Raw genomic sequence first — 25070 nt, 5'->3', positions numbered from 1 at the left:
CCTTATGTTTCTACGTACAACGGCTTCCCATGTCTTCCCGGAACTGAAGTTCCGCCAGGCGCCGATACAGCGCATTTCGTGCCACCAGGTCGTCATGATTGCCAATATCCTGAAGAATGCCGGCGTCCAATACAATGATACGATCGGCGTGCCTCACGGTCGCCAGTCGGTGCGCAATCACCAGTGTCGTGCGGTCCGACATCAAGCCCGGCATTGCCTGCTGTATCAGGTGCTCGCTTTCAGCGTCCAGGGCACTGGTGGCCTCATCCAGTAACAGTATAGGCGCATCGGCGAGCAATGCCCGGGCAATTGCCAGCCGCTGTTTCTGACCACCGGAGAGCCCCAGCCCGGTGTCGCCCAGGGGGGTTTCATAACCCTGGGGCAGTCTGCGGATAAACTCATCGGCATGGGCAATGCGGGCCGCCTCCACCATGGCTTCGTCGCTGGCCTCCGGACGGCCATAACGAATGTTGTCGGCAATGGTGCCGTGAAACAGGGCAGGATTCTGGGGCACCAACGCAAAACAGCGTCGCAGCTCATCGATTGCCACCTGGCGGCTGTCGGTATTGTCGATCAGAATATGCCCCGCATCGGGGTCGTAGAAGCGCAGCAACAGGTCAAACAGCGTGGATTTACCCGCTCCGGAGGGGCCGACCAGGGCAACAGTTTCACCGGCGCGAATGCTCAGTGAAAGCCCCTTGATGACCTCGACATCCGGTCGGGCCGGGTAGGAAAAGCTCAGATTGCTGATTTCGATATTGCCTTGAAGGGTGGCAGGGAGCGTTTGGGTAGCGGTTGCAGTTGACGAGATTTCGCTGGGTGTCTGCAGCAATTCAAAGATTCGCGCCGCTGCCCCGGCGGCCCGCTGCAACTCGCCGATTACTTCACTGATTGCGCCCGCCGCAAGGCCTACCAGCAGACTGTAAAACACAAACGCCGCCAGTTCGCCGGGGCTGGTTTGCCCTGAAATCACATCCAGGCCGCCGATCCAGATCACCACACCGATGGCGCCCATCACCAGGGTGATTGCAATGGTGGTCAGCCATGCCCGCTGACGAATTCTCACCCGCGCTATGTCAAAAGCGTTCTCAGCCACCCGGGCAAAGAACCTGCGGTCGTGGGGCTGGTGATTGAACGCCTGCACCGTCTTGATCTGCGTAAGGTTTTCCCCCACGTAACTGCCCACTTCCGCCACCCGGTCCTGGCTTAGCCTGGAAAGCTGCCTGACACGGCGCCCGTACACCAGGATGGGAATGATCACCAGCGGAAAGCCGAGGATAATGATGCTGGCCAGTTTGGCATTGGTAACAAACAATAGAATCAGTCCACCCACCAGCATCAGCGCGTTACGCAGAGCGATCGATACTGTGGAGCCAATCACCGACTGCAGCACGGTGGTATCGGCCGTAAAGCGGGACTGAATCTCCAGGCTTCGGTTTTTTTCGTAGAAGCCGGGGTGAAGGTCGATCAGATGGTTGAACACCTGCTTACGAATATCCGCCACTACCCGTTCGCCAATCCAGGAGACCAGGTAGAAACGGGCAAAGGAGCCGATCGCCAGCCCGATCACCAGAACAAAAAATAACCCAACAGCTTTGGACAGCATGACGGGAGACTGCGTGGCGAGACCCTGGTCCACCAGAATCCTCAACCCTTGACCAAGTCCAAGTGTGATACCGGCCGTAATAACCAGAGCAACCAGGGCACCAGCAACGGCCCTCTTGTAAGGGCTGATAAAATCGATGACCAGCTTTAATGCTTTGCGATGACGGGTGTTGATGGTGTGCCTCCTGATTGACGGTACTGTAAACTCTGGCAACGATACGCTTTGAACTCCGTAGAAGACCTATCATACATCCGGGCAGAGCACCCACGCGCGCTCCCCAACCTTGGAGTTATTCTCGACAGTGAGAGCCTACGCCGATAACGACTACCCCGCAGACCACAAACCGGACTGGAAAGTCATTTCCGGTCTCTGGCCCTATCTGGCCGAATTCCGGGGCCGTGTTGTTCTGGCGTTGGCGTTTCTCATAATCTCCAAGTTAGCGACCGTTGCGACACCGGTGGCCCTGAAATACATCGTTGATTACCTGGACCAGAACAAGGGTGCAGAGGTACTCCTGTGGATTCCAGTGCTCCTGGTCCTCGCCTACGGCCTGCTTCGGTTCGGCAGCACGCTGTTCAGTGAACTGAGGGATGCGGTGTTCGCGCGGGTGGCGGAACGGGCCATGCGGCGGGTATCGCTGAGGGTTTTCGAACATCTGCATAATCGGGAACTGGCGTTTCATCTAGACCGGAAGACCGGTGGTCTGGCCCGGGATATCGAGCGGGGTACCAACGGTATCAGCTTCCTGCTGCGCTTCACCCTGTTCAACATCGTGCCCACACTCCTGGAAATTCTGCTGGTCGCCGGCATCCTGTTTGTGGTGTTCAACGTCGGTTATGTACTGGCGATCCTGGTGGCCGTGGTGGTGTATGTGGTGTTTTCCATCAAGGTTACCGAGTGGCGTACCCGATTTGTCCGTGAGGCCAACGCCCGGGATAACCAGTCCAATTCCAGGGCCGTGGACAGCCTGCTCAACTACGAGACAGTGAAGTACTTCAATAACGAGCGCTTTGAGGCAGAGCTCTACGACCGGGATCTGGACGACTGGGAGCGGGCCCGGCTTAAAAACCGCCTTTCCCTGGCAGCCCTGAATTCGGGGCAGGCTTTCATCATTGGCCTGGCGATGATCGTGATTATGGCCATGGCGGTGCGGGAAGTGGCAACGGGCGAGATTACCCTGGGTGATTTCACCATGATCAACGCCTACCTTCTGCAGCTGTTTATCCCGCTGAATGCGTTGGGATTTGTTTACCGGGAAATCCGTCAGGCGTTGGTGAACGTGGAACGGTTGTTCGGTCTGCTTGGCGATGAACCGGTGATCGAGGATGCGCCAGATGCCAAAGCATTGGTCGTGGACAAGGGCGAAGTCTGCTTCGACCATGTCCACTTTGCCTATCGACAGGACCGCCAGATTCTCCGGGATGTGAGTTTTTCCATCCCACCGGGTCACACCGTAGCCGTGGTGGGTGCCAGCGGTGCCGGCAAGTCCACCCTCGCCCGCCTGCTGTTCCGCTTTTACGATGTGGACCAGGGCCACATTACCATTGATGGGCAGGATATTCGTACGGTCACCCAGGACAGCCTGCGCGCGGCCATTGGCGTGGTACCCCAGGATACCGTGCTGTTCAATGACACTCTCTACCGTAACCTGGCATACGGCCGCCCCGAGGCCACCGAGGAAGAGGTCTACCGTGCAGCCCGCATGGCGCATCTCGACGCCTTTATCCAGAGCCTGCCCGATGGCTACGCAACCCAGGTCGGCGAGCGCGGATTGAAGCTCTCCGGGGGTGAGAAACAACGGGTAGCGATTGCCCGTGTGATTCTCAAGAATCCACCGGTGCTGATTCTGGACGAGGCCACGTCGTCCCTGGATTCCCTGTCTGAACAGGCAATACTGGGGGCGTTAAAGGAAGTCAGTCGTCAGCGCACGTCGCTGGTGATTGCCCACCGCCTTTCAACCACGCGGGACGCCGATACCATCCTGGTGATGGATGGCGGCCGCATTGTCGAAAGTGGCAACCACTCCGCCTTGCTGGCTCTTGGTGGCCACTATGCCCATCTGTGGGCGCAGCAGCATCGAAGCGGCGATGACGATAGCGATGAAGCCTGAACACCGGATTCAGTCCCGCCGACAGGACAGGTTATAAACGGATTCTTCGAAGCCCGGGAGGAATCTGCTATGTTCGGGTGATCGTATTGTTTAAAATATGATCAACCAGGGGGTGTTATGGTCCATATCAGCCTGGGCATCAGCAAGAGAATACTCGCAATACTGCTTGTCGGCATTGCCCTGACGCTACTCTGGTCCTCCCGGCCCATGGCTGGCGACACGGACGAGGAGATCCAGGACACCATCCTCCGCCAGATTGAAGCGTTCGCCAACAACGACCAGGAGCAGGCCTGGGCTTATGCATCCGAAGGCATCAAGCGTCGTTTCGGCTCCTCGCAGGTGTTTACCGATATGGTGAGGGAGGCCTACCCCGCCGTTCACAGCGCCAAGTCAATAGAGTTCGCCAGACGCATACCTCACGGCAGCTTTGAAATACAGGTAGTGAAATTACGGGGCCCGGAGGGTAAACGCTGGGAGGCGTACTATCGCATGGTGATGATGGAGGGCACCTGGAAAATTGCGGGGGTTCGCCTTGAACCTGCCGATATCGGAATCTGAGCCAGTAAGGACGACCCATGACAACACGCAGTTTCTGGGGCTGGGGTAACGAAGAAAGCGCATTCGACGACCGGCAGATTGATCAGTTGCGCCAACTGGTAGGCATGCAGTTTGGAAACGCGGAGCTGACGTGCCAGGCACAGCCGACCCTGGGCGATCTGAAGTTGCCGGAACCCCGGTTGCAGCCGCCGGAATCGTTGGTGTCCATCGTTTCCACGGATCGCCGGGACCGAGCCAGTCATACCTATGGCAAATCCTTCCGGGACATTGTGCGGGGCCTGGACGGTGATTCTCTACGGTGGCGGCTCCAGTGTGGTCGGTGGCACCGAACCCCGCTACGAAGGCGACTGGATCGCCACCCGTTCCGGCGGTCATTTTGCCACGCTCTACACCCACATCGATGACCTGGTGGCGTCCACCCGAGTGGTAACGCCCCGAGGATCGCTGGAAAGCCGTCGGTTGCCAGGCTCAGGGGCAGGGCCATCACCGGACCGGCTGTTCCTGGGTTCTGAAGGCACACTGGGTTTTGTCACCTCCGCCTGGATGCAGCTTCAGGCCAGGCCGGAGTTCCGGGCTATACCCCACCAACTGTCGACTGATCGATGCTCGAGAGGCTATGATTAACGGTATCGGTAACGGTAGTAAGCACTTACTTATTGTTGGGTTCGAGTCGGCTGACCATCCGTTAGATGCGTGGATGGAGCGGGCGCTGGACATCGTCGCTGACGCTGGCGGATCGGTTCAGGCCTACCGGGCACAAGCACCTGGTAAAGGCCAGGCCGGCGATTGGCGCCAGCAGTTTATCCGCGCCCCCTACATGCGCGATGCGCTGATTCGGCTGGGACTGGTGGCTGAGACTTTCGAAACCGCCATTACCTGGGACAGATTCGAAGAGTTCCACCGGGGTGTCCTGGAAACCGTGAACAGGGTCACCCGGGAGATCTGCGGCAGGGCCTTTGTCACCTGCCGTTTCACCCATGTCTACCCCGACGGCCCGGCGCCCTACTACACCGTGATTGCCCCGGGCCGTCGTGGCGACCAGCTAAAACAGTGGGATCAGATCAAACTGGCTGTCATGTTTACCTCAAAGCTCCTAACTGGGCAGTCTGGTAGAGATCGAAAGGGGCTGCACGTTTAACCATGTTTGGGTCTCCTATGCCGAGGATGGATCTCCTGATAGTCCCAACTTTTACATCTCCGCTACTGTGTTAGATGGGGGGTCTCCGTTCGTGCGCGACTTTACTTTGGATGGAACCGCTGAGATCTCTGGCCCTACGGTTCCCAAAGTGGCTATTACATCGACTGGAGATAGTGCGATCGAAAGTCTTAAGAGCTGCCAAAAGCAGGGTGTTGAGCTTGGTAGCGCCAGGCAGATGCGGGACTTTCATGTTGTGACTGAGGTTGCTGGCCAACCGGTTTGTATTCTTACTATCACCTTCAATGGAAGGCTCACAGGTAGTCTGAGCCTCTTGTCAAGGCCCGACATCATGATGGATATCCGCTACTCTCGCGAATCGGATGGGCAACCCTATGATGCCGATGACATATCGGAATTAATGCTACCGCTTGTTTCCGAGCTGAATATCCCCACCCAGGATTGGCCGAGCCCGGCTAATAGTAAATAGTTAAGCCCGCTCAATGAAGAGTGCCATCAGTGGCGAGTTGATATAGAAATTGCTGCGGCCTACTTTGGCTTTGTCCAGAAGGCCGATGCCGACCAGCTCATCCAGGTACTTGGTGGCGGTGATTCGACTGACGGCCAGGTCCTCCATCACGAAGTCGATTTTGGTGTATGGATGGTTAAACAGGTTGTTCAGCAACTCCTGGCGGTAGATCTTCGGGCACTCGTCACGCATTCTATGTTTGGTGTTTTGCATCAATTCACGAATCTGGCCAATCAGCGCGATCGTCTGTTGAGCCGTCTGGCTGACACCTTCCAGCATGTAGAGTAACCAGGGCTCCCAGTTGCCGGTATCACGCACGGCCTGAAGCTCGTGGTAATAACCGGCTTTGGTCTGGATCAGGTAACGACTGAGGTAAAGAACTGGAAGGTCCAACAGGTCCTTCGCCACCAAATAGAGCATGTTGATAATGCGCCCGGTGCGGCCATTGCCGTCGTAGAAGGGATGAATGCTTTCAAACTGGTGGTGAATAATGGCCATTTTCACTAGTGGATCGGCATCGCACAGCTCGTCATCGTTAATGTAAGCCACAAGGTTGCCCATCAGGTCTTCGATTTCACGGGCCGATTGGGGCGGTTCATACACCACTTCGCCAGTGGCCTGGTTTTTCAGGGCGGTACCCGGAAGTTTGCGCAGCCCAGCCTGGTTTCGTTCGAGGGTTTCCTGGATAACCAGAATGTCGTTTAGTCGAACTAACCTGGATTTCCGAACACTCCGGAAACCTGCTCGCAGTGCCGCCGCATAGTCCTGAACCTCTTTGGTTTCCGGAGTAATGCTTGCGTCATCTGCCACAACAGCACGATAAAGGTCGTCCTGAGTAGTGATGATGTTTTCGATCTCGGAACTGTGTCGGGCTTCCTGCAGGGTAAGCGTGTTGATCAGAATTTCTTCATTAGGAATAGTGGCTGCCACACCTTTAAGCTCCGCCAGATAGCGGTGGGCTTCCGCTGCTTTTTTCAGAACGGCACGGGATTCCCACTGTTCGACTTGTTCGAGAGATAAAGTTGGCAGCACAGAATGTCCCTTTCTGAATTTATGTATAGAAAAGCCATAAATTTATACATGTCTTGGCGGATATGCAAAGAAAACGGCGTTTTACTATATATGTGACCTGTCAGGACCATAGAAATCAAAAAAATCTATGCACTTCGCTGGCCACATCGCCTCCTCCCACGCCATACCTAACTACTAGCCCAGCACGGCAGGCATGTTCGGCGGACTTGGCGAGTTCAACGAGTAGCGAATCGTGTTCTGGCAGAAACGCGATGTCGGAACGGAGATGCTTGAGAATCAGGGAATATATGAAAGAAGAGAGCGGGAAAATGGTCGGCGTGGCAGGATTCGAACCTGCGACCCCTTCGTCCCGAACGAAGTGCGCTACCAAGCTGCGCCACACGCCGATCAACGGCCGGTATTATACGGATTGAGTGGTTATTTACCAGCCCCCGGCGGATAAAACGGCATCCGTAGAGGTGCGGAGCTTGCCATCCCGGATAGGGTTGTGGAGGGCCGGCTCAATACCGGCCCTCCGGGTATCCCGGTTAACCTGCAGTAGGCAGGACGGAAATATCCGCCACCCGCAGAAACAGGTTCCGCAGCTGGTTGAGCATGGCCAGTCGGTTGTTGCGTACGGCTTCATCGTCGGCCATGACCATCACTTCGTCGAAGAAGTTATCCACCGGTTCCCGCAAACTGGCGAGGGAACTCAGAGCGGTGGCGTAGTCGCCTTTCTCAAACAGCGGCAGCACCTTCTCAGCCTGCTGCGGAATCTGCTCTGCCAGGGCCTTTTCCGCGTTGTCTTGCAGCAGGTCGCTATCGATGGTTTCACCGATGCTGTCCCCGCCCTGCTTGGTGAGAATGTTGGACACCCGCTTGTTGGCTCCGGCCAGGGCCAGGGCTTCCGGCAGCTGGCGGAACGCTTCCACGGCTTTCACCCGGCGGTCGAAATCCAGCGGGCGGGTGGGGCGGCGCGCGTGCACGGCCAGATAGACTTCGGCGCTGATGCCCTGCTCTTCATAGTGGGCACGGAAGCGCTCCAGCATGTAGTCCACCACCGTATTGGCAACGTTCGGTTCGGTGATGCTGCTGTGTTCTGCTTCCGCCCATTCGCACAGGGCCTGCAGATCCAGCGGCAGTTCCCGTTCGATAATGATGCGCAGCACGCCGAGAGACGCACGGCGCAGGCCGAAGGGGTCGCGGGTGCCGGAAGGCGGCTGGTTGATACCGAACAGCCCCACCAGGGAATCAATACGGTCAGCGATGGCCACCGCACAGCCGGTCAGGGTGCCAGGCAGGTCGTCGCCGGCATAGCGCGGCATGTACTGCTCGTTCAGGGCGCTGGCCACTTCTTCGTTTTCACCGTCATTGGCGGCGTAGTACTGGCCCATGATGCCCTGAAGGTCGGTGAATTCCAGTACCATCTCGGTGACCAGGTCGGTCTTGGCCAGCATGGCGGCGCGCTCGGCCAGTACAGGATCGCTGCCGATAGCGTCGGCTATTTTCCTTGCCAGTGCGGCCACCCGGGCAGACTTGTCGTAGATGCTGCCCAGTTTGTCCTGGAACACGATCGGCTTGAGCTGCTCGATCCGGTCTTCCAGCCGGGTTTTGCGGTCGGTGTCGTAGAAGAAGGCGGCGTCGGACAGGCGTGGACGGATAACCTTCTCGTTGCCCGATATCACCTGGCTCGGGTCCTTGCTTTCCAGGTTGGCGACGGTGATGAACAATGGGAGCATCTTGCCGTCGGCCGAGACCACGTGGAAATACTTCTGATGCTCCTTCATTGAGGAGATCAGCGCCTCGGCGGGCACAGCCAGGAAGCGGTCCTCGAAGTGGCCCATCAGGGGCACCGGCCATTCGTTCAGCGCAGTGACTTCGTCCAGCAGGTCTTCGTCAATCACTGCCTGACCACCAGCTTCGTTCTTTGCGATGGCCATAACACCCTCGCGAATCTGCTCCCGGCGTTCGGCAAAGTCCGCAATGACGTAACCTTCCTGCCGAAGCACTACTTCGTAGTCACAGGGTTTGGGAACAATCAGTGATTTGGGGCAATGGAAACGGTGGCCGCGGGTTTTGTTGCCCGGTGTAAGCCCCATGATCGGCGTTTCGATCACCTTGCTACCGAACAGCATGATCGCCCAGTGGACCGGCCGCACGAATTCGGTTCGGTGAGCGCCCCAGCGCATGCGTTTGGGTATGGGCAGTGCTGCCAGGGACTGGTCCACCAGTTCCGGCATCAGTTCCACGGTGGGGCGGCCTTTTTCAATGGTGCGATAGACCACCCAGGCACCTTTGTCGGTTTCCAGGGTGTCGAGTTGGTCCGGGGTTACGCCCAGGGAGGTGGCAAACCCGGTCAGCGCCCGGGTCGGGTTGCCGGAATCGTCAAAGGCGGCTTTTACGGCCGGGCCGCGTTTTTCCACCGGTTTGTCCGGCTGGGCATCTTCCAGGCCACGAACTCGCACGGCAAGCCGGCGTGGCGCGGCAAAAGCCTCTACTCTGCCAAACTCGATACCGGCCTCTTCAAGGCCCCTGGTGATGCCACGGGTGAATGCATCTGACAGTGGCTTGAGGGCCTTGGGGGGCAGCTCTTCGGTGCCCAGTTCAACCAGAAAGTCCTGTGTTGTCATGATTATGCGTTCCCCTGTTCCTGCTGAGCTTTCTTCGCTTTCTTGCCCTTCTTGCCTTTTTCATCGGCGGCGTCGGCTGCGGCCAGTACTTCCTTGCGCAACGCCTCTGGCGCCAGCGGGAAGCCAAGCTTGCGGCGGCTGTCGAAGTAAGCCTGGGCTACGGAACGGGCGAGGGTACGAACCCGCAGGATGAACCGTTGACGCTCCGTCACGGAGATAGCGTGCCGTGCATCAAGGAGGTTAAAAGTATGGGAGGCCTTGAGCACCTGCTCGTAGGCAGGCAGTGCCAGGCCGGCCTCAATCAGGCGGGCGCTTTCACGCTCGTGGACATCAAAGCTGTGAAACAGAAATTCAGTGTCGGCGTGTTCGAAGTTGTAGGTGGACATTTCCACTTCCTGCTGGTGGAAGACGTCGCCATAGGTGACCACGCCGTCCGGGCCTTCCGTCCATACCAGGTCATAAACACTGTCGACGCCCTGCAGGTACATGGCGATGCGCTCAAGACCATAGGTCAGCTCGCCGGTTACCGGGTAGCATTCCAGTCCGCCCACCTGCTGGAAATAGGTGAACTGGGTGACTTCCATGCCATTGAGCCAGATTTCCCAGCCCAGGCCCCAGGCACCGAGAGTAGGCGATTCCCAGTTGTCTTCCACAAAGCGGATATCGTGAACCAGTGGGTCCAGGCCCAGGGCCTTCAGTGAGTCCAGGTACAGTTCCTGAATATTGTCCGGAGACGGTTTCAGCACCACCTGGAACTGGTAGTAGTGCTGCAGGCGGTTGGGGTTCTCCCCGTAGCGGCCGTCGGTCGGGCGGCGGCTGGGCTGAACGTAGGCGGCGTTCCAGGTTTCCGGGCCGATGGAGCGCAGGAAGGTGGCGGGATGGAAAGTGCCGGCCCCTACTTCCATGTCCAGTGGCTGGAGTACCACGCAGCCATGCTGCGCCCAGAAATTCTGCAGGGCGAGAATCAGGCCCTGGAAGGTTTTGATATCCGGGGTGTTTTTGGAAGTTACCTTGTCTGTCACGACGTTTGCCTGTTGGTCAGTCAGTGTGTGGCGCCCTGGCATCTTGCCGGGCACTCATTAAAAAAAGGGCATTATACGCCTGCCAATCGCGTATTTCTAAGTCAGCTTTACCGGCCTGATTTTGCGCTAGAAGAAGGTCAGCCCTACCTGGAAGAGCTTCTCCACGTCCCGTATCCGGGTTTTGTCCACCAGGAACAGGATGACATGGTCGTCTGGCTGGATGCGCAGATGATCATGGGCAATAAGTACTTCATTGTGGCGAACGATGGCACCGATGGTGGTGCCCTCCGGCAGGTTGATTTCATCAAGCCGCTTGCCTACCACTTTGGAGGATCGATGGTCGCCATGGGCGATAGCCTCGATGGCTTCGGCGGCGCCTCTGCGCAGTGAGTGAACGTTTACTACGTCGCCGCGGCGCACATGAGTGAGCAGGCTGCCAATGGTGGTTTGCTGGGGCGAAATGGCCACATCGATATCGCCGCCCTGGATCAGATCCACATAGTCGGGGTTGTTGATCAGGGTCAGTACCTTGCGGGCACCCAGGCGTTTGGCCAGCAGTGAGGCCATGATGTTGGCTTCGTCGTCGTTGGTCACGGCACAGAACACATCGGTATTCTCGATGTTTTCTTCCAGCAGAATGTCCTTGTTGGCGGCATCGCCCTCCAGTACAACGGTTTTGCGAAGGCTTTCCGACAGCATCACACAGCGTTCGTGGTCCCGCTCCAGAAGCTTGACCTGAAAGCGTGATTCCAGGGTGTGGGCCAGTCGCTGGCCGATATTGCCACCACCGCAGATGAAGATGCGCTTGTACGCTTTTTCCAGTGGCTGAAGCTCGCTCATTACGGAGCGGATATGATCGGAGGCAGCAATAAAGAAGACCTCGTCACCGTCCTCGATAACGCTGTCACCCTGGGGCATGATCGCCCGGCCTTTCCTGAATATGGCGGCGACCCGGGTCTCGATCTTGGGCATATGGCTGCGCAGGTACGACAACTCGCGACCCACAAGCGGGCCGCCCTCGGTGGCACGGATGGCGACCAGCTGTACCAGCCCTTTCGAAAATTCCAGTACCTGCAGAGCGCCCGGATACTCGATCAGCCGGGTAATGTGTTTGGTGACCAGATGTTCCGGGCTGATCAGTACATCGATGGGAAAGCCCCGCAGGCTGTCCAGGTCCTTCTTCTGTTCACGCTGGTAAAACAGTTCCGGTTTTGCCAGGTAGGCATTGGCCCTGACCCGGCAGATGGTCGTTGGCGTCTTGTACATCAGTTTCGCCACCTGGCAGGCCACCATGTTGACCTCATCGCTGTTGGTGACGGCAATCAGCATGTCGCCGTCCTCAGCGCCGGCCTGTCTCAGCACCGTGGGAAAGGAAGCCTTGCCCTGGACCGTTCGGATATCCAGACGATCCTGGAGTTCCCTCAGACGCGTACTGTCACTGTCAATCACGGTGATGTCGTTGGCTTCGTTGGCGAGGTTCTCTGCCAGGGTTCCGCCCACCTGGCCAGCGCCGAGAATCAGGATTTTCATGGTTCGGGTTTCTCCAGCACGGCGTAAAAGAATCCGTCGTGGCTTTCGGGATCAGGCAGAAGCTGGCGGCCGGTTTCCATATCGCGTCCCCATGGCACATCCGGTTCTCTCAGGACCGCGTGCTCCTGCTGAGTCAGGAATCGACGGATTATACGGTGATTTTCCTGTGGGAACACGGAACAGGTGGCGTACACCAGCCGCCCCCCTGGTGCGAGCACTTGCCACATGGCTTTCAGCAGGCCCAATTGGATACTGGCCAGCGGCACAACGTCGGATTCCCGGCGCAGCAGTTTAATGTCCGGGTGCCTGCGGATCACGCCGGTCGCGCTGCATGGGACGTCCAGCAGGATGCGGTCAAATGGCTGCCGATCCCACCATTGGTCTATGTCTGCTGCATCCGCCTGCACCAGGGTTGCCACAAGCTCCAGCCGGTCGAGGTTTTCCTGCACCCGGGGCAACCGATCGGCAGACTCGTCGATGGCGACCACTTCCTCCAGCCCACTGCAGCTTTCAAGAATGGCGCAGGTTTTTCCGCCGGGCGCGGCGCAAGCGTCCAGCACGCGTTGTCCGGGGGCCAGGTCCATCAGAGTGGTACAAAGCTGGGCGGCTTCATCCTGCACACTGACGGCGCCGTCGGCGAACCAGGGTAGGCGGTCTACCGCCACGGGCGAGGCAAGTTGAATGCCAAGGGGGGCGAACCGTGTGGCGGTTGCCTCGATACCGGCGTCTGTCAGTTGCTGAAGGTACTCGTTGCGGCTGAACCGGCGGGCGTTTACCCGCAGGGTCATGGGGGCCTGGGCATTATTGGCGTCAAGTAAGGCCTGCCAGTCTTGCGGCCAGTTGTGGCGCAGCTTTTCCACCATCCAGTGGGGGTGGCTGAAGCGTGCGCTGTCGTCTGGACAGGCCGGCTCCCCTTCCCGTTCCGCCGCTCTTAAAACTCCGTTCACCAGGCCAGTAAGATGTGGCTTATCGAGGGCGCGGCAGGCTTCCACCGTTTCGTTCAGGACCGCGTAATTCGCCTGTTGGCTCAGCCGAAGCTGGAACAGCGCTACCAGCATCAGGTGGTGTACAACCCGGTCAGGCTTGCGCAGAGGTTTTTTCAGGCGGGCCTGCAGTTCGGCGTCCAGGCGGTGAAACCAGCGGCAGGTGCCATAACATAAGGCCTGGAGTTGCGGGCGCTCGTTGTCCGCCACCTCATTGAGGGCCGGAGGCAGGCATTGTGTCAGCGACTGGCCATTTTCCACGGATTGCAGAACCCGGGCGGCCACGGCCCTTACTGACTGGCCCCGGTCACTCATTCAATGCAGCTCCTGGCCGGGCATCAGTATGTCCTTGCCGCCATTGATCAGGTCGTTGGCTGTTTGCGACCGCGAGCCAGACAGTTGCAATCGGGTGATTCTCAGCGACTCAAGCCCGCAGGCAACGTCAATGCCATCACGGCTGCGGCGAATCACCGTGCCCGGGTGTTTGTCACTGGTGTCTTCCAGAACAGTGGCCTGGTGAATGCGGATCCGCAGGTCGTCCAGATCTGTGTAGGTGCCAGGCCAGGGATTGAAGGCGCGAATCAGACGGCTGATGGCAGGGGCGTCCAGGGTCCAGTCGATATGGCCCTCCTCCTTGCTGAGCTTATTGGCGTAACAGGCCCGATTATCATCCTGGACTTCACCCCGCAGCTCGCCTTTTTCCAGGTGTTCAAGCGCCTTGACGATGGCGTGGCCACCCAGGTCTGCCAGACGGTCATGGAGGCTGCCGCCGGTATCGTCTTCATTGATCGCAGTAATGGCCTTGAGCAGCATCTCTCCGGTATCCAGTCCTGCGTCCATCTGCATGATGGTGATGCCGGTTTCGCGGTCACCGGCGGCAATGGCCCGCTGGATCGGGGCGGCGCCACGCCAGCGGGGCAACAGGGAGGCATGGATGTTCAGGCAGCCATGGCGAGGGGTATCAAGAACTGCCTGGGGGAGGATCAGCCCATAGGCAGCGACGATCATCACATCCGCCTCCAGTGCCCGCAATTCCTGCTGAGCCTCCGCGGTTTTCAGGGATTCGGGCTGGAAGACCGGAATACCCGCTTCCGCAGCCACCTTTTTTACCGGGCTGGGCGTCAGTTTGCGGCCGCGGCCGGCGGGCCGGTCGGGCTGGGAATAAACACCAACCACCTGATGGCGGGTGGCCAGTAATGCCTTGAGCGCAGTGGCTGCGAAATCGGGGGTGCCGGCAAAAACAAGTCGCACGGGCTGTCATTCCCTGGTCCGTTGAATACGAAAAGACCGGGTTTACACCCGGTCCCGGTTTACTCTGTTTTGGCAGCCTCAGGCACTTTTCTTGTGGAGCTTCTCCAGTTTCTTGCGAATCCGGGTACGCTTCAGTGAGCTCAAGTAATCCACAAACAGCTTGCCGTTGAGATGATCCATCTCATGCTGAATACAGACCGCAAGCAGGCCGCGGGCTTCCAGTTCAAACGGGATACCGTCCCGGTCAATGGCCCGGATCATGCAGTGCTCAATCCGTGAAACGTCTTCATAGAAGCCCGGAACGGAGAGGCAGCCTTCCTGCATTTCCTCAAGCTCGCCGTCAAGCACTTCCACTTCGGGATTAATGAATACCCGTGGCTCGCTTTTGTCTTCTGACAGGTCCATCACAATGATCTGCCTGTGCACATTGACCTGAGTGGCAGCAAGGCCAATGCCGGGCGCATCGTACATGGTCTCGAACATGTCGTCGATCAGCTTGCGGGTCTCGTCGGTCACCTCGTCCACCGGCTTGGCGACGGTGCGCAAGCGGGGGTCAGGGTATTCGAGAATATCTAGTATCATAGCGCTCGTACTTTTGGTGTCTGTATCTGGTCCCAACCGTTATCTTTTGTAACGGTGTGAATACTGTCTCCGAAATGCGACAGCGTACTGCGCATTTTCCCATCCCATGTCTATTATGATCGGGACGAAAGAGCCAGTTTCAACGGGTTGTCGCCGTTTATGACGCTATTATCCCTCAACTCGCTCATTGAGTACAAACTGATCAGGTGATAGTTAAAAGCTTTCGTCGGTAACGTAGAATTTACTGGAAGAACAAAAGATAACATCACAATTTGCGAGACATCTTCTATAGTAGTGGTATAAAAGGCAGAGTACCGGCTGCATACCAAGAACAGAATCTAGCGATTCAAGGCACGCGATCAAGGACTTAAACAATGAGGAAACTGCTGTACGCTCTGGCAGCAAGCATGTTGCTGCTAACCTCCTGGGCTCAGGCTGCCCCGGATCTGAGGTCCGATCATCCCGAGCGTTACACTGTCGTGAAGGGTGACACCCTGTGGGATATTTCTGCGCGGTTTCTGAATAACCCATGGTACTGGCCGGAAATCTGGCATGTGAACCCGCAGGTACAGAACCCTCACCTGATCTATCCGGGCGACGAACTGGCCCTGGTCTATATTGATGGTGAGCCCCGTGTCACCAAGGTGTCCAGTGATCGCGTGGTGAAGCTCTCGCCAAAAGTGCGCTCCGAAGCTATCGACACACCCATTCCTGCCATTCCTCTGGATGCCATCAGCAGTTTTCTGTCGGATACCCGCATTGTCAGTGCGGAAGAGCTGAACGGTGCGCCTTACGTGCTGGAGGGTGAAGATGGCCGCATTGTTACCGGTGCCGGTGACCGCATCTATGCCCGTGGTGAGAAGCCTGCCGACAATCTGGGCGTTTTCCGCCGCAGCAAGGAGTTCCGCGATCCCGAAACCGGCGAATTCCTCGGCCTTGAAGCCCGCAGTATTGCCCGCGGTGAAGTCATCGCGGAAAACGGCGACGTTCTCACCCTGATGCTGAAGCAGTCCAGTGAGGAAGTCCGCATTGCTGACCGCCTGCTGGTCAGTGAGGAGCGCCGCATCACCACCAGTTTCGTGCCCAGTTCACCGGACAGTGACATTGAAGCGCAGATGATTTCGGTCGAAGGTGGTGTCAGCCAGATCGGGCAGTTCGATGTGGTTGCCATTAACCGCGGCGAGCGTGAGGGCCTGAAGCCGGGTAACGTCATGGCTGTGCTCAAGAGTGGCAACCTGGTCCGGGATCCGGTCACCAATGAAACCATTGAGCTGCCTTCCGAGCGTGCCGGGCTGATGATGGTGTTCCAGACCTACGAAAAAATGAGCTATGGCCTTATCCTGCAGGCTACACGCCCATTGTCGGTTGGAGACAAGGTGACCAACCCCTGAGCGGCTGAAAGCCGTTGAGAGATCGTGAGTGACGTTGAGAAAGGGAGCCGCATCGCCGGCTCCTTTTTTTATGGCATAATTCCGGGCTGTCCCGCCAGGAAGGCGGGGACCGTTACCAATATCTGATCCACGGAAGGATGCCATGGCCCTGTCTACTTTTGCCCCAAAGGACCTCGATCTGTTCCGGTCCACAACCGGATTCTGGTTACTGCTGTCCTGCCTGCCCAAATTCGGCGCCCGCCGTCAGCAGGCCATACTCGAACGTTTTCCGGATTTCCACAGCCTTTTGACCAGCAATGCCGCCACGTTAAAAGCGGTCGGGCTGGCCTCCGAGACCATTGAAGCCCTGGAGGCATGGCACCGTCAGGACGCCGACCATCCGGTTGTTGCAAGCGCCGTTCGCATCCACAGGGATTGCATGAGTACCGGCACCGATATCCTGACTCTGGCGGACGCGAACTATCCTGAACCCTTGAAGCATATCCAGGACCCGCCGCTGGTTCTTTTTGTTCGTGGTGACCGCTCATTGTTGGGACGGGAACAGATCGGCATTGTTGGCAGCCGCAACGCTACCCGCGCCGGGCTGGAGCACGCCCGCTCGTTTGCCGCAGCGTTGGGCAGAAAAGGCCTGCTGGTGACAAGCGGGTTGGCCCTGGGTGTGGATGGTGCCGCCCATTCGGGTGCTCTGGATGCCGGCTTTCCGACAGTGGCAGTCATTGGCAATGGCGTGGACCAGCCCTACCCTTATCGCCATCGCATGCTCAGCGAACGCATCGCCGGCGATGGTGTCATTGTGTCCGAATACCCGCCAGGGACTTCGGCCAAAGCCGGTCACTTCCCCCGGCGAAACCGAATTATCAGTGGCCTCAGTCGGGGCATTCTGGTGGTGGAAGCAGGGTTGAAAAGCGGTTCCCTGATCACCGCACGCCTGGCGCTGGAGCAGGGGCGCGAGGTGTTCGCCATCCCCGGCTCCGTGCACAACCCTCTGGCCCGTGGATGCCATGACCTGATACGGCAGGGGGCGAAGCTGGTGGAAACCGTGGATGACATCTGTGAGGAACTGGGCGCCTGGTGGAGCAGTCACGATCATGAGGCCCCCCAAGCGCCGGAAAGCCTGGCGACGGACCGGCTGGACTCCCGGGAAATCGCGGTTCTGGAGGCTTTAGGGTATGATCCGCAATCAACCGACGATTTATGTTCAGTGACAGGCCTTCCCGCCGACCAGTTGATGCAGTCGCTACTGCTTCTGGAACTCCAGGGGCTTGTGGATGCTGCACCCGGAGGGTTTCAGCGGATTGCCTGAACAGTATTCAGTGACCTGACGACCCCATGAAAAAACCACAGCAACCTTTGTCTGACTGGCACCTTCATTGTGCCCGCCGCACCGTTCTTGGTGGCGGTGTTATTGCTTATCCTACCGAAGCTGTCTGGGGCCTCGGCTGTGACCCCTGGAACCCGGAAGCAGTCGATCGAATTCTCGAACTGAAGCAGCGCCCGGTCGAGAAAGGCGTCATCCTTGTAGCCGCCTCTGTTGATCAGATACGGTTCCTGCTGGACCCGTTGCCACCGGAGCTGCAGGAAAAAGCCCTGGCTAACTGGCCGGGTCCGGTAACCTGCCTGTTACCGGACCTTCTCAGGCGGATTCCGGATCAGGTGCGGGGGCGACACAGTTCCATTGCGGTGCGCGTCAGTGATCATCCCGTCGTTCAGGCGTTGTGCCAAACAGTGGGTTTTCCGCTGGTATCCACTTCCTGCAACCCGGCTGGTCGCCAGCCAGCTCGCACCTCCTGGCAGGTACGCCGATACTTTGAGGGCCAACTGGACTGGCTGGTACCGGGAGAATTGGGGGGTAATCGCCAACCCAGCCGTATTATCGACATTGTCAGCGGACAACAACTGCGTTAGGAGTTCCCATGCCACAGCAACCCGACAGCAATGCCGTCAAACAGTACCTGCTGGGACTGCAGGAGCAGATCTGCCGAAGACTGTCAGCGGTTGATAGCAAGGGGAGTTTTGACACCGACGCCTGGGATCGGCCCGAGGGTGGTGGCGGCATCAGCCGGGTTATTACCGAGGGTGCGGTATTCGAAAAAGGTGGAGTCAACTTCTCCCATGTCATGGGCGACACCATGCCCGCCTCCGCCACTGCGCACAGGCCTCATCTGGCAGGTGCGCCCTGGCAGGCCATGGGCGTGTCCCTGGTAATGCACCCCTTCAACCCCTATGTGCCCACGTCCCACGCCAATGTGCGGTTCTTCGTGGCGACACCAGAAAATGCCGAGCCAGTCTACTGGTTTGGCGGTGGCTATGACCTCACCCCCTATTACGGTTTTGACGAAGACTGCGTGCACTGGCACCGGACGGCGAAGGCGGCCTGTGCCCCCTTTGGCGAGCAGATGTATCGCCAATACAAGCACTGGTGCGATGACTACTTTTATCTGAAACACCGTGATGAGCCCAGGGGTATCGGCGGGCTGTTTTTTGATGATCACAATACCGGCGATTTCGAGCGTGACTTTGCATTGATGCAGTCCGTGGGCGATAGTTTCATTGAGGCCTATGAACCGATCGTTCAGCGCCGCAAAGACACGCCCTGGAGCGATCGTGAGCGGGAGTTCCAGCTCTACCGCCGTGGCCGCTATGTGGAGTTCAACCTGGTGTATGACCGTGGCACCCTGTTTGGGCTGCAGTCCGGTGGCCGTACCGAGTCCATTCTGATGTCGTTACCTCCTCTGGTGCGTTGGGAGTATAGTTATAAGCCGGAGCCGGGGTCTCAAGAGGCACGGCTGACTGAGCATTTTCTCACCGGGCGGGACTGGTTGGAGACTGCCGATGAAAAATGACCTGTACGCGGTGGTGGGTAATCCCATCAGCCACAGCAAATCTCCCCGCATTCACAGCCTGTTTGCCAGCCAGACGGGTGAAAAGCTCGAATACACTGCCATCCAGGCTCCGCACGACGGCTTTGCCGACACCGTAACCGGCTTTTTCCGGCGCGGTGGTCAGGGGTTGAATGTGACCGTACCTTTCAAGGAACAGGCCTGGAATCTGGCTGACCGGCGTACTGAACGGGCGGAGCTGGCCGGCGCCGCCAACACCCTGTATCAGGATAGTAATGGCTTACTGACTGCGGATAACACAGATGGTAAGGGTCTGGTGATGGACCTTACTGAAAACCACTGCATTACTCTGGCAGGCCTACGTATTCTGGTGTTGGGTGCAGGCGGAGCTGTACGTGGCGTGCTGGGGCCTTTGTTGACAGAGAAACCGTCGGCCCTGGTCATCGCCAACCGCACCGTTGCCAAGGCGGAGGGACTGGTAACTATGTTTGAACCCCTTGGTGAGCAGACTTTGTTGGAGGCATGTGGATTCGAGCAGCCCAGTGAGCCGTTTGACCTCATCATCAATGGCACCAGTGCCAGCCTGCAAGGTGATCTGCCACCGATTTCGGCAAATGTGATCGGTGCCGGCACGGTGGTCTACGACATGATGTATTCTCTGCAGACAACCACATTCAACCAGTGGGCGCTGGACCACGGTGCCACGCTGGTATTCGACGGCCTGGGCATGCTGGTGGAGCAGGCGGCCGAATCGTTCCGGATATGGCGGGGCGTCCGCCCGGAAACACGGCCGGTGATTGACGAATTGCGAACCGACTGAACTACCGCCGGACGCATGGGCTATGCTCCGCAGGCGCACAGGCTTCCCAAAGGTTTCTGATGTAAGGTCTCTGATGGATATTCTCACCCTTGTGGGGCTGGTGGCAGGTGTTCTGATTGTTTTGCTCGCCATGCTGGCCAATGCCTCGATCCTTACCTTTTTCAATCTTCCCGGTCTGGCGATCGTATTGGGCGGCACCTTTGCCGTTACCCTGATCAAGTTTCGACTGCCTTCGGTGATGGGAGCATTCCGGCTGGCATTTGCGGCGGCCTTTACCGAGCGGGTGGAGCGGCCGGCGGATCTGATCCGGGAAGTAGGCATGCTGGCACTGGTGGTACGCAAGGAAGGCATCCTGGGCCTGGAAAACCACGACACCAGTAACGAATTTCTTCGCAAGGCCATCAATCTGTGTGTCGACGGCCATCCACCCGAACTCGTCGAGGAGGCCCTGGCCCAGGAAACCCAGCAGACGGCAGAACGCTACGAGGTAGCCGAGCGGGTGTTTCGAGGGATTGGTGAGTCTGCCCCGGCGATTGGTATGCTGGGCACCCTGGTGGGGCTGGTACAGATGCTCAACACTCTTGATGACCCTTCCTCCATTGGGCCGGCCATGGCTATTGCCCTTCTGACCACGCTTTACGGAGCCTTTATCGCGCAGTTGATCGCCCTGCCCCTGGCGGACAAACTCCAGCTTAAGGCGGAGGATGAGGCCCGGAATCAGCTGCTGATTACCACGTCCATACGCAACATCATGCGCGGTGAAAACCCCAGGGTAATGACCGAGCTACTGTCGTCGTTCGTAACTCCGGATCAGCGTACCAACCTTGCCCCGGAGCGGGAGGCGTAGGTTTTGATATTGCGTCAGCCAGTGAAAAAGAAAAAACATGGCCGGGGTTCTCCGGCCTGGATTGTGACCTTTGCCGATCTGGCTACGTTGCTGCTGACGTTCTTTATCCTGCTGCTGTCCTTTGCGGAAATGGATATCGAAAAGTATCGGGCCATGGCCAACTCCATGGCCGTGGCCTTCGGCAGTAACCAGGTGCTGTCTGATGATGTAGGCGGAGCGCCCCTGACCCTGATCGAGTCGGACACGGTCTCCTTGCCGCAGCCCACCGATACCGCCGCCAGTGAACCGGAATTTATCGATGAGCGCGCCGAAGGGGAGGCCCCCACCAGAATACCGGGCGGTGTCATCGACCTGGCGAGCCGTCTGATCGATGAGCTGGAAGCCGAGGTGGCCTCGGACGCCTTGAATGTGACCTACGACGAAAACCAGGTGGTCATCCGTTTTTCTGAAGAAGCCACGTTTCGCTCCGGAGAGGCGTCCATCAAGCCAGAGATGATCCCCATTATTGAGCGGGTGGTGGCTGTGCTGTCCGGTTGTTCCGGCGACGTACTGGTGGCCGGTTACACCGACGACCGCCCCATATCCAGCGGGCGTTATCGATCAAACTGGGATCTGTCCGCGGCACGGGCGGTTTCCGTGGTGCATGAGTTGGTGCTGAATCGTCAGGTGCCGGCGGAACGGGTAGTGGCTGCAGGCCGGGCGGAAACCAATCCCCTGGTCCCCAACGACAGCGACGAAAACCGTGCAAAAAACCGGCGGGTGGAGATCGCCATCCGGGATCCGGCGTGTGACGGCAGCGTAAATACCGGGCAGCTACCGGTGGAAATCATGCCGTAAACAGCGGCTTATGCTTGCGGGGCAGCCTCTCATAGTCAATTCATATAACTCCCACGCGTTGAGATCTTTATACTGGCAGCCCCAGGCGAACACAATTGCTGATTCAATTTGTTGATACAGAAGGGCCAGAGAGATTATGAGCGGACCAGACAAGCCGAAAGTCATTGGCGAGGAATGGAGTGATGAACGGGTAAAGAGTTTTCTGGCGATTGCTCCCTATGACAGCAATGTCAATGCTGACTTCAATGCTCTGGTCAAGGCCTACCAGGCCATGATTGCCGAAGATTTCGAGCGTTTTGTCGGATTCTTTGTGGAAGCAGGGCGGGATATCAACGCTGTGGATGAAAACGGCGAAACCTTCCTTGACCTGGTGTCACACCACCGCCGTAGTACCGCCTACGCAGAGATCGTCAAAAAGGCTGGAGCCAAAACAGCAGCAGAGGCCGGGAGCTGAGCCCGGCCTTGCCGCGTTGCCCTGCCGGTTACTGAACGTCCACTTCAATGGCTTTGGGTTCAGCCGGCTCTGCCTTGGTCAGTGTTAACGACAGGATGCCGTCCTTGAAGCTGGCCCTGATACTGTTCTCATCCACGTTTTCCGGCAGGGTAAACCGGCGCAGGAAGCTGCCGTACACTCGCTCTATGCGGTGGTGCTTTTTGTCGTTGGTTTCTTCCTCGTGCTTGCGTTCACCCTGGATGCTCAACACACCATCCTGCACCGTGACTTTCACATCGTCTTTTGACATGCCCGGCAGCTCCGCTTCGATATTGAAGGCCTCCGGGGTTTCCTTGATATCCACGGCGGGGGCCCAGTCACTGCGACTGAACAGGTCTTTGCCTTCCCGTTCATCGTTGCCCCGTGTCAGGCCGAACAACCGGTTATAACGGTTCATCAGGTCATCGAATTCAGAAACCGGATTCCAGCGGGTTATGTTAGCCATACGAAACTCCTCCTACGAAATTGAAATAACACGTTGATGTCAGCTTCAATCGCGGAACAGCTCCATACCGGTGGCGCCAGCCGGATGGTTTTCCGTGAACCTCTGCTATTTCTGAATGTAAGAGCAGTTGATCAGTTTTCAATAGGCCCCGTGGCAGAAATTTCTACTGCCCCGGAGGACGTCCTAAACTGTTGATGAAGGAAGGGCCGGAAGTGTGCCATCGCCGGGCCATTCGGGTCGTTTCCGGGCAGCGCACCCCAACTGAAGCCGGGCAGTTGCTCATTTGCAACAAAGGGCGCCAACAATTGCGGGTCTGCACTGATAATATGCACCACCACATCCCGGCTGGCATTCCCGCCGGTGACAAGTGGCGCTGCCTGGTGGTCTCCGAGCAGTACCAGCAGCGTCTGGTTGTCGACGTGCCGAAGGGCGTATTCCGTGGCCACGTTCAGGGCGTAGTCCACCGCCTGGGCATAGTGTTCCCGCACTCGATCCGGATCACGCCACAGGCTGGCGGGGGCTTCGCCACTGTCTTTCCATTGGCTGAAGGTTTCGCCATTGCCGATGCTGCTCCAGTCTTTCAGGACCGGCAGCACCGGTACCCAGGGCGCGTGACTGCTTATCAATGCTATCTCTGCAAACAGCGGTGTCTCTGCCCGGTCACGAATGCTGCGCTGGAACCACGACCAGGTGTACTGGTCCGGCATGGTCACCCAATTAAAAGCGGGGCCGCGGTAGTCCATGGTGGTGGACGCGTAGATACGGTTGTAGCCAAACGCCTGGCCTTCAGGCCAGGCTCTGGTTATGGCGGGCATGACAGCCACCGTGTCGTGACCAGTAGTGTCCAGGTCGTCAATCAGTGTCGGGAAGCCGCTGGCCAGGAAGATTTCATAATCCAGCTGAGTTTCAATCCATTGACCGCTGAGCAACGTGGTATGCGCCAGCCAGGACTGGCCGCCCTGGACCGGTGAGCGCAGGCGTCCGGTTACAATGTGCAGGCCGGCTTCATCCAGCTTGTGCGCCATCTGCTCCAGACGGGGCCCGATCACTGGCCGGTAGCGGGGGTCAGTAATCGCTGAAATACCATAGGATTCGATAAAGCCCAGAATGACGTCGGTATCCACCAGTCCTTTCAGGGGGATGGTCTCCGCCGCTCGCGGGTTATCTTCCAGATGTTGTCGGAATGCCAGCGTGGACTGGTGGGTAGCCACTGCCAGCTGGATTTGCGTTGCTGCGAGCCCGGACGCGCTCAACCCCACAACGGGCTGAGGCAGCCACGACGCGGCTACCGTGATAGCGCCCGCTACCGTCAACCACTGGCCGGTTTTGGCATTACTGTCGGCTCCAAGCCGCGACAACAGCCTGGCAACATAGCCGCCGAGACCGGCAAAGGCGGCTGCGAGTGCCAGAATGGACAGTAGCGACAGGCCGAGCCCCAGATTGCTCTCCAGCAGCTCAAACACCGAACCCGCAACGCCCACTTCCAGATACAGGTTAAATGGCCGCCCGATGCTCTGCCGGACCAGCACATCGCTCAGAGAAAAGAACGCCAGCAAGGCATACAACACGCCAACGGCGCCGGCCAGGTACTGCTTGCCTCTTCCGCTGGGCAAAAGTGCAAAAACGCCCGTCAGTAACAGAGCGTCAGCCGCAAGCCAGGGTATCCATGGATAACGCGGCAGTAGCAGCGCCAGGAAAAGGACGTTGAGCAGTAACGCGGTGACGATCAGCCGTCTCATCTCGACGCCTCTGGTCAAAGACAGAATTACAAGTTCTTTACGCTGGCACTGGTACTCCCAGAGCAGACTGCCGGATTAAATCTTGTTCAGGTATTCGTCCTTGAGCTTTACATAATTACTGGCGGTATAGCGGAAAAAGGTTCTCTCCTCGTCCGTTAACGCCCGCGCCTGGCGGCAGGGTGATCCGACGTACAGGTAGCCGGACTCCAGCGTCTTGCCCGGTGGCACCAGACACCCGGCGGCGACAATCACCTCGTCTTCCACCACGGCACCGTCCATGATGATACACCCCATACCCACCAGTACCCGGCTGCCCACGGTGCAGCCGTGCAGCAGCGCCTTGTGGCCAACCGTGACATCATCACCGATCGTCAGTGGGTAACCGCCCGGGTTAAAGTCACTGGCATGGGTGATGTGCAGCACAGAGCCGTCCTGGATACTGCAGCGGTTACCAATGCGGATTTTGTGCATGTCACCACGCACTACTGTCATTGGCCAGATGGAGACGTCATCCCCTGTCTGAACATCTCCGATGACCACCGCACTGGGGTCAATCCAGGCGCGTTCTCCAAATTGTGGCGTGTTACCCTTGTGTGTTCGTACATTCGACATTACATATACTCATTGAATGGATTGTTGCTTGTGGGGAAGGAGTCTCTGGGGGAGGCCTTTCCAAAACACGCTCAAGCACATCCCTGTGGCGCTTGAGCT

At 58.0% G+C, this 25070-nt stretch carries 23 protein-coding genes and 1 tRNA gene; 12 read left to right on the top strand and 12 right to left on the bottom strand.

What is annotated here, in order from left to right; genetic code table 11:
* Nucleotides 1-10: 10 nt before the first annotated feature.
* Nucleotides 11-1750 (bottom strand): ABC transporter transmembrane domain-containing protein, encoded by a 1740-nt coding sequence (locus tag ABJM11_RS01540; RefSeq protein WP_407069947.1) that lies wholly within the window; start codon nucleotides 1748-1750, stop codon nucleotides 11-13.
* A 157-nt stretch (nucleotides 1751-1907) separates the two neighbouring features.
* Here ABJM11_RS01540 and ABJM11_RS01535 point away from each other — a divergent pair, with 157 nt between their 5' ends.
* From ABJM11_RS01535 to ABJM11_RS01520, 4 genes are all read left to right on the top strand, one after another.
* The gene (locus ABJM11_RS01535) at nucleotides 1908-3716 is read left to right on the top strand and encodes an ABC transporter ATP-binding protein/permease (RefSeq protein WP_348294553.1); all 1809 of its coding nucleotides are present in this window, start codon (nucleotides 1908-1910) and stop codon (nucleotides 3714-3716) included.
* Between the two features lie 117 nt (nucleotides 3717-3833).
* A complete protein-coding gene (locus ABJM11_RS01530; RefSeq protein WP_348294551.1) occupies nucleotides 3834-4274 on the top strand; it encodes a DUF4864 domain-containing protein in 441 nt (146 codons plus the stop codon).
* Nucleotides 4275-4520: 246 nt separating this feature from the next.
* A complete protein-coding gene (locus ABJM11_RS01525) occupies nucleotides 4521-4898 on the top strand; it encodes a hypothetical protein (RefSeq protein ID WP_348294549.1) in 378 nt (125 codons plus the stop codon).
* Nucleotides 4891-5412 carry an FAD-linked oxidase C-terminal domain-containing protein gene (locus ABJM11_RS01520; protein WP_348294548.1) on the top strand — a complete coding sequence of 174 codons (522 nt, stop codon included), beginning with the start codon at nucleotides 4891-4893 and terminating at the stop codon, nucleotides 5410-5412. The genes ABJM11_RS01525 and ABJM11_RS01520 overlap by 8 nt, the downstream gene beginning before the upstream one ends.
* 487 nt (nucleotides 5413-5899) lie before the next feature.
* Here ABJM11_RS01520 and ABJM11_RS01515 read toward each other — a convergent pair whose 3' ends face one another.
* The 8 genes from ABJM11_RS01515 to def all read right to left on the bottom strand — a co-directional run bounded on the left by ABJM11_RS01515 (nucleotide 5900) and on the right by def (nucleotide 14947).
* Entirely contained in the window at nucleotides 5900-6970 is a 1071-nt protein-coding gene (locus ABJM11_RS01515; protein WP_348294546.1) for a Fic family protein, read from the bottom strand.
* A 309-nt stretch (nucleotides 6971-7279) separates the two neighbouring features.
* Nucleotides 7280-7356: transfer RNA gene (locus tag ABJM11_RS01510), tRNA-Pro, on the bottom strand.
* Nucleotides 7357-7497: 141 nt separating this feature from the next.
* Nucleotides 7498-9579, bottom strand: coding sequence for a glycine--tRNA ligase subunit beta (gene glyS / locus ABJM11_RS01505; protein WP_348294545.1), 2082 nt, complete (start codon nucleotides 9577-9579; stop codon nucleotides 7498-7500).
* A 2-nt stretch (nucleotides 9580-9581) separates the two neighbouring features.
* The gene (glyQ, locus tag ABJM11_RS01500; RefSeq protein ID WP_407069944.1) at nucleotides 9582-10601 is read right to left on the bottom strand and encodes a glycine--tRNA ligase subunit alpha; all 1020 of its coding nucleotides are present in this window, start codon (nucleotides 10599-10601) and stop codon (nucleotides 9582-9584) included.
* 126 nt (nucleotides 10602-10727) lie between these two features.
* On the bottom strand, nucleotides 10728-12131 hold the full coding sequence (gene trkA / locus ABJM11_RS01495; RefSeq protein ID WP_348294543.1) for a Trk system potassium transporter TrkA: 1404 nt from the start codon (nucleotides 12129-12131) through the stop codon (nucleotides 10728-10730).
* Complete coding sequence (gene rsmB / locus ABJM11_RS01490) at nucleotides 12128-13429, bottom strand: 16S rRNA (cytosine(967)-C(5))-methyltransferase RsmB (protein ID WP_348294542.1); 1302 nt, start codon at nucleotides 13427-13429, stop codon at nucleotides 12128-12130. The genes trkA and rsmB overlap by 4 nt, the downstream gene beginning before the upstream one ends.
* A complete protein-coding gene (fmt, locus tag ABJM11_RS01485; RefSeq protein ID WP_348294540.1) occupies nucleotides 13430-14365 on the bottom strand; it encodes a methionyl-tRNA formyltransferase in 936 nt (311 codons plus the stop codon).
* 78 nt (nucleotides 14366-14443) lie between these two features.
* Nucleotides 14444-14947: a peptide deformylase gene (gene def / locus ABJM11_RS01480; protein WP_348294538.1), complete on the bottom strand. Its 504-nt coding sequence runs from the start codon at nucleotides 14945-14947 to the stop codon at nucleotides 14444-14446.
* A 374-nt stretch (nucleotides 14948-15321) separates the two neighbouring features.
* Here def and ABJM11_RS01475 point away from each other — a divergent pair, with 374 nt between their 5' ends.
* The 8 genes from ABJM11_RS01475 (at nucleotide 15322) to ABJM11_RS01440 (ending at nucleotide 22136) form a co-directional block, all read left to right on the top strand.
* Complete coding sequence (locus ABJM11_RS01475) at nucleotides 15322-16338, top strand: LysM peptidoglycan-binding domain-containing protein (RefSeq protein WP_348294537.1); 1017 nt, start codon at nucleotides 15322-15324, stop codon at nucleotides 16336-16338.
* A 142-nt stretch (nucleotides 16339-16480) separates the two neighbouring features.
* Entirely contained in the window at nucleotides 16481-17641 is a 1161-nt protein-coding gene (gene dprA, locus ABJM11_RS01470) for a DNA-processing protein DprA (protein WP_348294536.1), read from the top strand.
* Nucleotides 17642-17667: 26 nt separating this feature from the next.
* The gene (locus ABJM11_RS01465; RefSeq protein ID WP_348294535.1) at nucleotides 17668-18243 is read left to right on the top strand and encodes an L-threonylcarbamoyladenylate synthase; all 576 of its coding nucleotides are present in this window, start codon (nucleotides 17668-17670) and stop codon (nucleotides 18241-18243) included.
* Between the two features lie 8 nt (nucleotides 18244-18251).
* Nucleotides 18252-19181, top strand: a complete 930-nt coding sequence (hemF, locus tag ABJM11_RS01460) for an oxygen-dependent coproporphyrinogen oxidase (RefSeq protein ID WP_348294534.1) — start codon at nucleotides 18252-18254, stop codon at nucleotides 19179-19181.
* On the top strand, nucleotides 19171-19998 hold the full coding sequence (aroE, locus tag ABJM11_RS01455) for a shikimate dehydrogenase (RefSeq protein ID WP_348294533.1): 828 nt from the start codon (nucleotides 19171-19173) through the stop codon (nucleotides 19996-19998). The genes hemF and aroE overlap by 11 nt, the downstream gene beginning before the upstream one ends.
* 73 nt (nucleotides 19999-20071) lie before the next feature.
* Nucleotides 20072-20845, top strand: coding sequence for a MotA/TolQ/ExbB proton channel family protein (locus ABJM11_RS01450; RefSeq protein ID WP_348294531.1), 774 nt, complete (start codon nucleotides 20072-20074; stop codon nucleotides 20843-20845).
* A 21-nt stretch (nucleotides 20846-20866) separates the two neighbouring features.
* Complete coding sequence (locus ABJM11_RS01445) at nucleotides 20867-21682, top strand: flagellar motor protein MotB (RefSeq protein ID WP_407069943.1); 816 nt, start codon at nucleotides 20867-20869, stop codon at nucleotides 21680-21682.
* A 136-nt stretch (nucleotides 21683-21818) separates the two neighbouring features.
* Nucleotides 21819-22136 (top strand): PA4642 family protein, encoded by a 318-nt coding sequence (locus ABJM11_RS01440; protein WP_348294527.1) that lies wholly within the window; start codon nucleotides 21819-21821, stop codon nucleotides 22134-22136.
* Between the two features lie 28 nt (nucleotides 22137-22164).
* On the opposite strand, the gene ABJM11_RS01435 is transcribed toward ABJM11_RS01440, so the two are convergent.
* The 3 genes from ABJM11_RS01435 to ABJM11_RS01425 form a co-directional block, all read right to left on the bottom strand.
* Entirely contained in the window at nucleotides 22165-22620 is a 456-nt protein-coding gene (locus ABJM11_RS01435) for an Hsp20/alpha crystallin family protein (RefSeq protein WP_348294526.1), read from the bottom strand.
* Between the two features lie 131 nt (nucleotides 22621-22751).
* Complete coding sequence (locus tag ABJM11_RS01430; protein WP_348294525.1) at nucleotides 22752-24359, bottom strand: hypothetical protein; 1608 nt, start codon at nucleotides 24357-24359, stop codon at nucleotides 22752-22754.
* 75 nt (nucleotides 24360-24434) lie between these two features.
* Nucleotides 24435-24971 carry a gamma carbonic anhydrase family protein gene (locus tag ABJM11_RS01425; protein WP_348294523.1) on the bottom strand — a complete coding sequence of 179 codons (537 nt, stop codon included), beginning with the start codon at nucleotides 24969-24971 and terminating at the stop codon, nucleotides 24435-24437.
* Nucleotides 24972-25070: the final 99 nt, after the last annotated feature.

It is taken from the genome of Marinobacter sp. (genome assembly GCF_039977835.1).
Lineage (GTDB): Bacteria > Pseudomonadota > Gammaproteobacteria > Pseudomonadales > Oleiphilaceae > Marinobacter.
This window is presented reverse-complemented; position numbering and strand designations above follow the sequence as displayed.

What these genes read in the sequence shown, in the direction of transcription:
- ABJM11_RS01530 (WP_348294551.1), top strand. Translation starts at nt 3,834, where the DNA reads ATGGTCCATATCAGCCTGGGCATCAGCAAGAGAATACTCGCAATACTG.
- ABJM11_RS01525 (WP_348294549.1), top strand. Translation starts at nt 4,521, where the DNA reads ATGGCAAATCCTTCCGGGACATTGTGCGGGGCCTGGACGGTGATTCTC.
- ABJM11_RS01520 (WP_348294548.1), top strand. Translation starts at nt 4,891, where the DNA reads ATGATTAACGGTATCGGTAACGGTAGTAAGCACTTACTTATTGTTGGG.
- glyS (WP_348294545.1), bottom strand. Translation starts at nt 9,579, where the DNA reads ATGACAACACAGGACTTTCTGGTTGAACTGGGCACCGAAGAGCTGCCC.
- trkA (WP_348294543.1), bottom strand. Translation starts at nt 12,131, where the DNA reads ATGAAAATCCTGATTCTCGGCGCTGGCCAGGTGGGCGGAACCCTGGCA.
- rsmB (WP_348294542.1), bottom strand. Translation starts at nt 13,429, where the DNA reads ATGAGTGACCGGGGCCAGTCAGTAAGGGCCGTGGCCGCCCGGGTTCTG.
- def (WP_348294538.1), bottom strand. Translation starts at nt 14,947, where the DNA reads ATGATACTAGATATTCTCGAATACCCTGACCCCCGCTTGCGCACCGTC.
- ABJM11_RS01475 (WP_348294537.1), top strand. Translation starts at nt 15,322, where the DNA reads ATGAGGAAACTGCTGTACGCTCTGGCAGCAAGCATGTTGCTGCTAACC.
- dprA (WP_348294536.1), top strand. Translation starts at nt 16,481, where the DNA reads ATGGCCCTGTCTACTTTTGCCCCAAAGGACCTCGATCTGTTCCGGTCC.
- ABJM11_RS01465 (WP_348294535.1), top strand. Translation starts at nt 17,668, where the DNA reads ATGAAAAAACCACAGCAACCTTTGTCTGACTGGCACCTTCATTGTGCC.
- hemF (WP_348294534.1), top strand. Translation starts at nt 18,252, where the DNA reads ATGCCACAGCAACCCGACAGCAATGCCGTCAAACAGTACCTGCTGGGA.
- aroE (WP_348294533.1), top strand. Translation starts at nt 19,171, where the DNA reads ATGAAAAATGACCTGTACGCGGTGGTGGGTAATCCCATCAGCCACAGC.
- ABJM11_RS01450 (WP_348294531.1), top strand. Translation starts at nt 20,072, where the DNA reads ATGGATATTCTCACCCTTGTGGGGCTGGTGGCAGGTGTTCTGATTGTT.
- ABJM11_RS01440 (WP_348294527.1), top strand. Translation starts at nt 21,819, where the DNA reads ATGAGCGGACCAGACAAGCCGAAAGTCATTGGCGAGGAATGGAGTGAT.
- ABJM11_RS01435 (WP_348294526.1), bottom strand. Translation starts at nt 22,620, where the DNA reads ATGGCTAACATAACCCGCTGGAATCCGGTTTCTGAATTCGATGACCTG.
- ABJM11_RS01430 (WP_348294525.1), bottom strand. Translation starts at nt 24,359, where the DNA reads ATGAGACGGCTGATCGTCACCGCGTTACTGCTCAACGTCCTTTTCCTG.
- ABJM11_RS01425 (WP_348294523.1), bottom strand. Translation starts at nt 24,971, where the DNA reads ATGTCGAATGTACGAACACACAAGGGTAACACGCCACAATTTGGAGAA.